Genomic DNA, 6,759 nt, shown 5'->3' with positions numbered 1-6,759 from the left:
GGCGTGCCCTGACGTGCGGCGGGCGCACCCACCTGACGTCCCTGCGAGCCCGTGACGAAGGAGACCCCGGGCCACCCGGTCATCAGGCAGGTCGTGCCGCCGGTGTTGCGCAGCAGCACGTCGTCGAAGGTGCTGCCGGCGGCAGCGCCGTTCGGGTCGGGTCGCACAGTCACGCGCAGGTCGGCGGTGGTGCACGTCGGCGCCGACGAGGCGGACGGGGAGGAGGTCGGGGTCGGCGGCGCGGACGCGGACGGTCCCGTGGAGGCTGGCGCGGTGGTGGAGGTCGGGGAGGGGCGCCCGGACCCGACGGACGGGTCGGAGGCGTCGTGCGAGGAGCAACCGGCCGTCAGCAGGAGCAGCGCCCCGGCGACGACGAGAGGCAGAGTCTTCATGCTCTCGACGCTACGACCGAGCCGAGGGTCTGCCGAGGCCTGCGGAAGGACTCTTCGCGTCTTCTTCCTCTTCGGCCGCCGGGTCGAACGACCCCGAAGGGACGCGGTTCCACGGATTTCAGGTCGCCGGGCCCGCCGCGGGTCTAGCCTGCGAGGGCACCCCTGGAGGCCCTCATGATCCGTCGACCCGAGCAGCGTCGATCAGCGCACCGTCGTCCCACGAACCGGACCGTCCTCGCAGCACTCGCCCTCGTCGCCGGCAGCGTCGCCCTCGCCGCGCCTGCCGAGGCCGCGACCTACGGCGTCACGCTCACCGCGAGCCACGCCCAGCGCGACGTCGGCCAGAAGCTCACGCTCAGCGGCAAGGTCAGCGGCGCGAAGGCGACCGGCAAGAAGCTCGCCGTCCAGCGCCGTGTCGGCACAGGCGCGTGGAGGACCATCGCCACGCCGCGCACCACGAAGACCCGGACCTTCTCCTCCCGCGTCACCGTCAGCCGCACCGGCACGCAGCAGTACCGCGTCGTCGCCCCGGCCGCCGGCTCCACGCAGCGCGGCGTCAGCCCGGCCCGCACCGTGACGGGCTGGACGTGGCTCGACCTCTACGACGAGTCGTACTACTCCTCCGGCGGCGTCCAGCGCGGCTGGGTCGGGACCGTCAACGGCGGCACGCCGCCGCGGGAGACGCTCGGGCTGTACAGCAGCGACGGGAACGCCGGCAGCCACGGGTTCGTGGGGTGGCGCTCCGAGGGCCAGTGCGACCGCGTCACCGCCGCGATCGGCATGTCCGACAGCGACTCGACCGCGAAGTACGTCCGGCTCGAGGCCGGCGGACCTGCGCAGCTCCTGGAGGTGCAGCCCAGCGAGATCACGAAGGTCGACGTGCCGCTCGTCGACGACGCGGGCTTCTCGCTGCGACGGTTCGAGGGGTCGGGTGGCGGCTACGTGGTCGTCGAGTCGCCCCGGGCGCACTGCCGGGTCGACCGGATGCCGATCGCCTACGACTGACCGGCCCTGTCGGTCAGCGCTTGCGCTGCAGGAACGCTGTCATGGCCTCGCGTGCCTCGTCGCTGCCGAACAGACGCGCCGACTGCGCGGCGACGTCGCCGCCGAGAGCGTCGATCCGGGCGACGAGGTCGTGGTTGAGCAGTCGCTTCGTCTCCCGCAGGCCCTGCGGGTAGCCCTGCACGAGGCCGTCGAGCACGGCCGAGACCGCGTCGGCGAGGTCGGCATCGGGCACCGCGCGGGTGACGAGTCCGGCGGCCTGCGCCTCGCGCGCGTCGAACTGACGGCCGGTGAGGAACAGCTCGGCCGCGGCCCGGTCGGTGAAGCGTTCGAGCAGCGTGAGGGAGATGACCGCCGGCGCCAGGGCGAGCCGCACCTCCGTGAGCGCGAACGTCACCGACTCGGCCGCGACCACGACGTCCGCGGCCCCGACGATGCCGAGCCCGCCCGCCCGCACGGGCCCCGCGAGCTCGACCACCACGGGCGTGCCGGCGGTCGCGATCTGGCGCTGGAGCGCCACGATCGCCCGCGCGCCCTCCTCCATCCCGCCGCTCGCCGCCTCGGACAGGTCGGCGCCGGAGCAGAACACCCGGTGCGCCGACCGCACCAGCACCGCCCGCACGTCCGCGTCGGCGTCCGCCTGCGCGAGCCGGTCGGCCATCTCCGTCACCAGCTGACGACTCAACGCGTTCCGGTTGTGCTCGCTGTCGAGCGTCACCGTCGCGACCCCGTCGGCGACGTCCAGGTGCACCAGCTCTGCCATGACCAGCTCCTCAGCTCTCGTCGGCGCCCGAGATTCCCAGGTCGACCTGGTAATCCCAGCGAAGCACGGAGTGCTTTCCGTGCAAACGTCAGAAAATCGTGCCTCGCTGGGAGATTCCCAGGTGGACCTGGGAATCTCCGCTCAGTAGGACTTCGGCAGCCCCAGCGAGAACTGGGCGACGAAGTTGAGTGCCATCTCCTTCGACACCGGCGCGATGTTGCTGAGCCGGGAGGAGGCGACGGCCTGGACGAGACCGTACTCCAGCGCCAGGCCGTTGCCGCCGTGCGTCTGGATGGCCTGGTCGACGGCCTTCGCCGCCGCCTCGCCGGCCGCGACCTTGGCCATGTTGGCGGCCTCGCCGGCGCCCATGAGGTCGCCGGCGGCGTAGAGCGCGGCGGCCTTCTGGGTGAGCAGGCGGGCCATCTCGACGTCGATGTGCAGCCGGGCGAGGGGGTGGCTGATGGCCTGGTGCGCGCCGATCGGCTTGCCCCACACCTCGCGCTCCTTGGCGTAGGCGACGGCCTTGCGGATCGCCCAGCGAGCCGTTCCGGTGGCCATCGAGGCGGCCATGATGCGCTCGGGGTTGAGGCCCGCGAACAGCTGCTCGAGGCCGGCGTCCTCCTGGCCGACGAGTGCGTCGGCGGCCACGCGCACGTCGTCGAAGAACAGCGTGAACTGCTTCTCCGGGCTCACGACGCCCATCTCGATCTGCTGCTTCGTGAATCCGTCGGCGTCGGTCGGCACCATGAACAGCGCCGGCTTCAGCTTGCCGGTCCGGGCGTCGGAGTACCGGGCGACGACGAGCAGGTGACTCGCCTCGTCGACGCCGGAGATGTACGTCTTGGTGCCGTTCAGCACCCAGCTGCCGTCCTCGGCCTTCTCGGCGTGCGTGACGATGTTGTGGGAGTTGGAGCCGGCGTCGGGCTCGGTGATGGAGAAGGCGTACGTGGCAGTGCCGTCGGCCAGGCCGGGCAGCCAGCGCTCCTTCTGCTCCTGCGTGCCGTACTGCGCGATGGTGGTGCCGACGATCGCCGGGCTCACCACCATGAGCAGCAGCGGGCAGCCCGCCGTCGCCAGCTCCTCGCACACCGCCGCGAGGTCGCCGATGTCGCCGCCCCCGCCCCCGAACTCCTCGGGGATCGACACGCCGAGGTAGCCCAGACGTCCCGCCTCCGCCCACAGCTCGGTGGTCTTGCGGCCCTCGGCGGCGGCCTCGTGGAAGTACTTCTCCCCGTACTTCGCGCCGAGCGACGCGACGGCCTTGCGGAGCTCGCGCCGCTCCTCGGACTCGGTGAACTGGCTCATGCTGGATCCCCTTCGATGACGGCCAGGACGGCCCCGGACTCGACCTGCTGGCCCGCCGTCACGGCGAGCTCCGCGACCACGCCGTCGGTCGGCGCGGTGATGGTGTGCTGCATCTTCATGGCCTCCAGGACGACGACCACGTCGCCCTTCTCGACCTGCTGACCGGCCTCCACGCCGACCTTCACGACGCTCGCCGGCATCGGCGCGAGGAGCGAGCCCTCCGCCAACACGTCGGCGGGGTCGACGAACGTGGGGACGACGTCGAACGACAGCGACCCGGCGGGGCCGTCGACGTCGACCGTCTCCTCGCCGACCGCGACGCGGTAGGCCTCCGTGACCCCGTCGACGGCGAGCACCACCCGCTCGGGCTCGACGGAGACGACGTCGGCGAGGTCGCTGACCAGCCTGCCGCCCTCGGCCCGGTACTCGACGACGAGCTCGTCGTCGCCGAGACGCAGCCGACGGGTGCGCGGCTGGCTGGGCACGTTGCGGAACGCGGTCGGGATGCGGGAGAGGACCGGCGACGACGTGGACGCCGACCGTGCCTGCGCGAGCGCCGCCGCGAGGGCCGAGCGCTGCAAGGCGTCGTCGTCGAGCAGCGGACGGGTCCAGGCCTCGATCCGCTCCCCGAGCAGCGCGGTGTGCACGCGCCCGGCGGCGAACTCCTCGTCGGCGAGGGCCCCGCGCAGCAGCCCGAGGTTCGTCGTCAGGCCGTGCACGCGCGTGCGACGCAGCGCGTCGTCGAGCCGGCGCACCGCCTGGGCGCGGTCGGCGCCGTGCGCGACGCCCTTCCCGATCATCGCGTCGTAGAAGTGCGTGACGACCGAGCCGGACTCCACCGCGGAGTCGGTCCGCAGGCCCGGGCCCTCGGGTACCTCGAAGGTGCGCAGGATGCCGGTCTGCGGCGCGTAGTCGTCGGCCGGGTCCTCGGCGTAGAGGCGCACCTCGACGGCGTGGCCGGTCGGTCCGGCGGGCTGCTCGGCGGGCAACGGGTGGCCCTCGGCGACGGAGAGCTGCAGCGCGACGAGGTCGACGCCGAACACCTCCTCCGTCACGGGGTGCTCCACCTGCAGGCGGGTGTTCATCTCCAGGAAGTAGACGCGGCCGTCGTCGGCGTGGCCGTCGGCCACGAGGAACTCGACCGTGCCGGCACCGACGTACCCGACCGCCTCGGCGGCGTTTCGCGCCGCGTCGTGCAGGGTGCGGCGCACGGGGTCGCTCAGGTTCGGCGCGGGGGCCTCCTCGACGACCTTCTGGTGGCGCCGCTGGAGGGAGCAGTCGCGGTCGCCGAGGATCCAGGTGGTGCCGTGGGTGTCGGCCAGCACCTGCACCTCGACGTGGCGCGCGGTCGGCAGGTACGGCTCGACGAACACGGTGTCGTCGCCGAACGCCGATGCCGCCTCCGCGGCGGCTGCCGTCAGCTCGCCCTCGAGGTCCTCCGCGCGCTCGACGACGCGCATGCCGCGACCACCGCCGCCGGCGGACGCCTTCACGAGCAGCGGGAAGTCCTCAGGGCGTGCGGTCCCGGGATCGACGCTGAGGATCGGCACGCCCGCCTCGGCCATGAGCTCCTTGGCGCGGATCTTGCTGCCCATCGCGTCGATCGACTCGGGCGTGGGGCCGATCCACGTGAGGCCGGCGTCGGCCACCGCACGCGCGAAGCCGGCGTTCTCCGACAGGAAGCCGTAGCCGGGGTGGACGGCGTCGGCGCCGGCGCGGCGGGCCGCGTCGACGACGAGGTCGGCGCGCAGGTAGGTCTCGCCGGGCGCGTTCCCCTCGAGCCGGACGGCCACGTCGGCCTCGGCCACGAACGGCGCGTCGGCGTCGGCGTCGGAGTGGACGGCGACGGTGCGGATGCCGAGGTCGCGGCAGGTGCGGAACACCCGCCGCGCGATCTCCCCCCGGTTCGCCACCAGGACGGTGCGGATCATGAGGAGGTCCTTTCGATCGTCAGCAGGAGCGCTGATCCGGCCAGGGTGGTCTCGATACGCCCGGAGCACGCTCCTGCGGCCCCCGCAAGCGGGAGGTGCCCCCAGCGGCTCCGCGCTACTCGACCAGCGACACGGTTCCGCTGGTCGAGTAGGCACGACGGCGAGCGCCAGCGAGCTGGTCGTGACGTATCGAGACCACTCGGCAACGGATCAGCGTGGAGCGAGTCCCAGCGTCGGCTCGGGGTGGTCTCGATACGCCTCCCCTCGCTGGCGCTCGTGGAGGCACTCGACCAGCGGCGTGCGCGCGTCACAGGCGGAACACCCCGTAGCCGCGGGCGCCCTCGACGGGGGCGGTGTGGATGGCCGACAGGCAGATGCCGAGGATCGCGCGGGTGTCGCGGGGGTCGATGACGCCGTCGTCGTAGCCCATGCCCGACGTGAAGTAGGCGAGCGACTGCTCCTCGATCTGCTGCTCGACGTAGTCCTTGACGCCCTGGAAGCCCTCGGCGTCGAACGGCTGTCCCTTCGACTCCGCCGACTGGCGGGCGACGATCTCCATGACGCCCGCGAGCTGCGCGGGGCCCATCACGGCCGACTTCGCACCGACCCAGCTGAACATGAAGCGCGGGTCGTAGGCGCGTCCGCTCATGCCGTAGTGCCCGGCGCCGTAGGAGGCGCCCATGACGACCGACAGGTGCGGGACCTTGGAGTTGGAGACGGCGTTGATCATCTGGGCGCCGTGCTTGATGATGCCGCCCTGCTCGTACTCCGCACCGACCATGTAGCCGGTCGTGTTGTGCAGGAACAGCAGGGGCGTGTCGGTCTGGTTGGCCAGCTGGATGAACTGCGCGGCCTTCTGCGCCTCGGCGCTGAACAGCACCCCTTGCGCGTTCGCGAGGATGCCGATCGGGTAGCCGTGCAGCTGCGCGTAGCCGGTGACGAGGCTCGAGCCGTAGAGCGGCTTGAACTCGTCGAACTCGCTGCCGTCGACGAGCCGGGCGATGACCTCGCGCGGGTCGAAGGGGATCTTCAGGTCGGTGGGGACGATGCCCAGCAGGTCCTCTTCGTCGAGGACGGGGTCGGCGTAGTCGGCCACCGGCTCGGGGCCCTTCTTGCGCCAGTTGAGCCGGCGCACCACCTGGCGGCCGAGCCGGATGGCGTCGTGCTCGTCGCAGGCGTCGGTCGAGTACTCCCAGGCGGTCCCCATGCCGTTCCAGTCCTCGAGGCCGGAGCCCAGGGCGGTGTGGCGGCTGGCGAGTGCCGAGGGACGGGACAGTTCTTCGGTCATGTCGTGGTCCTTGTCTCGTGGTGGGTGGGTCGGGTCGGGGGGTCAGTACCAGGCGTCCTGCATCGACGCCTTCCGGTC

Annotated in this window: 5 protein-coding genes and 1 pseudogene; 1 reads left to right on the top strand and 5 read right to left on the bottom strand. The window is 72.3% G+C overall.

Features of this window, described 5'->3' with window-relative positions; translation table 11 throughout:
* Positions 1–392: DUF4232 domain-containing protein (locus A6Q79_RS17180; RefSeq protein ID WP_317698844.1), on the bottom strand; the 392-nt coding region annotated here is incomplete at its 3' end.
* A 174-nt stretch (positions 393–566) separates the two neighbouring features.
* Between A6Q79_RS17180 and A6Q79_RS17175 the strand changes: the two genes are divergently transcribed.
* Positions 567–1,397, top strand: coding sequence for a hypothetical protein (locus A6Q79_RS17175; RefSeq protein ID WP_286689539.1), 831 nt, complete (start codon positions 567–569; stop codon positions 1,395–1,397).
* A gap of 13 nt (positions 1,398–1,410) precedes the next feature.
* Here the strand turns inward: A6Q79_RS17175 and A6Q79_RS17170 are convergent, their stop codons facing one another.
* The 4 genes and pseudogenes from A6Q79_RS17170 to A6Q79_RS17155 form a co-directional block, all read right to left on the bottom strand.
* On the bottom strand, positions 1,411–2,157 hold the full coding sequence (locus A6Q79_RS17170) for an enoyl-CoA hydratase-related protein (protein ID WP_286689540.1): 747 nt from the start codon (positions 2,155–2,157) through the stop codon (positions 1,411–1,413).
* 141 nt (positions 2,158–2,298) lie between these two features.
* Positions 2,299–3,462: an acyl-CoA dehydrogenase family protein gene (locus tag A6Q79_RS17165; protein ID WP_067853114.1), complete on the bottom strand. Its 1,164-nt coding sequence runs from the start codon at positions 3,460–3,462 to the stop codon at positions 2,299–2,301.
* Positions 3,459–5,393 carry a biotin carboxylase N-terminal domain-containing protein gene (locus A6Q79_RS17160; protein WP_317698843.1) on the bottom strand — a complete coding sequence of 645 codons (1,935 nt, stop codon included), beginning with the start codon at positions 5,391–5,393 and terminating at the stop codon, positions 3,459–3,461. The genes A6Q79_RS17165 and A6Q79_RS17160 overlap by 4 nt, the downstream gene beginning before the upstream one ends.
* A 307-nt stretch (positions 5,394–5,700) precedes the next feature.
* Positions 5,701–6,570 (bottom strand): annotated as a pseudogene (locus tag A6Q79_RS17155) (carboxyl transferase domain-containing protein); the annotation flags it as partial.
* Positions 6,571–6,759 lie beyond the last annotated feature (189 nt).

This window comes from Aeromicrobium sp. REDSEA-S32_B7 (assembly GCF_001626145.1).
GTDB lineage: Bacteria > Actinomycetota > Actinomycetes > Propionibacteriales > Nocardioidaceae > Aeromicrobium > Aeromicrobium erythreum.
The sequence above is the reverse complement of the archived record's forward strand: the minus strand, read 5'-3'. Positions and strand labels throughout refer to the sequence as shown.

Coding starts and splice junctions, on each gene's coding strand:
- A6Q79_RS17175 (WP_286689539.1), top strand. CDS start 567: ATGATCCGTCGACCCGAGCAGCGTCGATCAGCGCACCGTCGTCCCACG.
- A6Q79_RS17170 (WP_286689540.1), bottom strand. CDS start 2,157: ATGGCAGAGCTGGTGCACCTGGACGTCGCCGACGGGGTCGCGACGGTG.
- A6Q79_RS17165 (WP_067853114.1), bottom strand. CDS start 3,462: ATGAGCCAGTTCACCGAGTCCGAGGAGCGGCGCGAGCTCCGCAAGGCC.
- A6Q79_RS17160 (WP_317698843.1), bottom strand. CDS start 5,393: ATGATCCGCACCGTCCTGGTGGCGAACCGGGGGGAGATCGCGCGGCGG.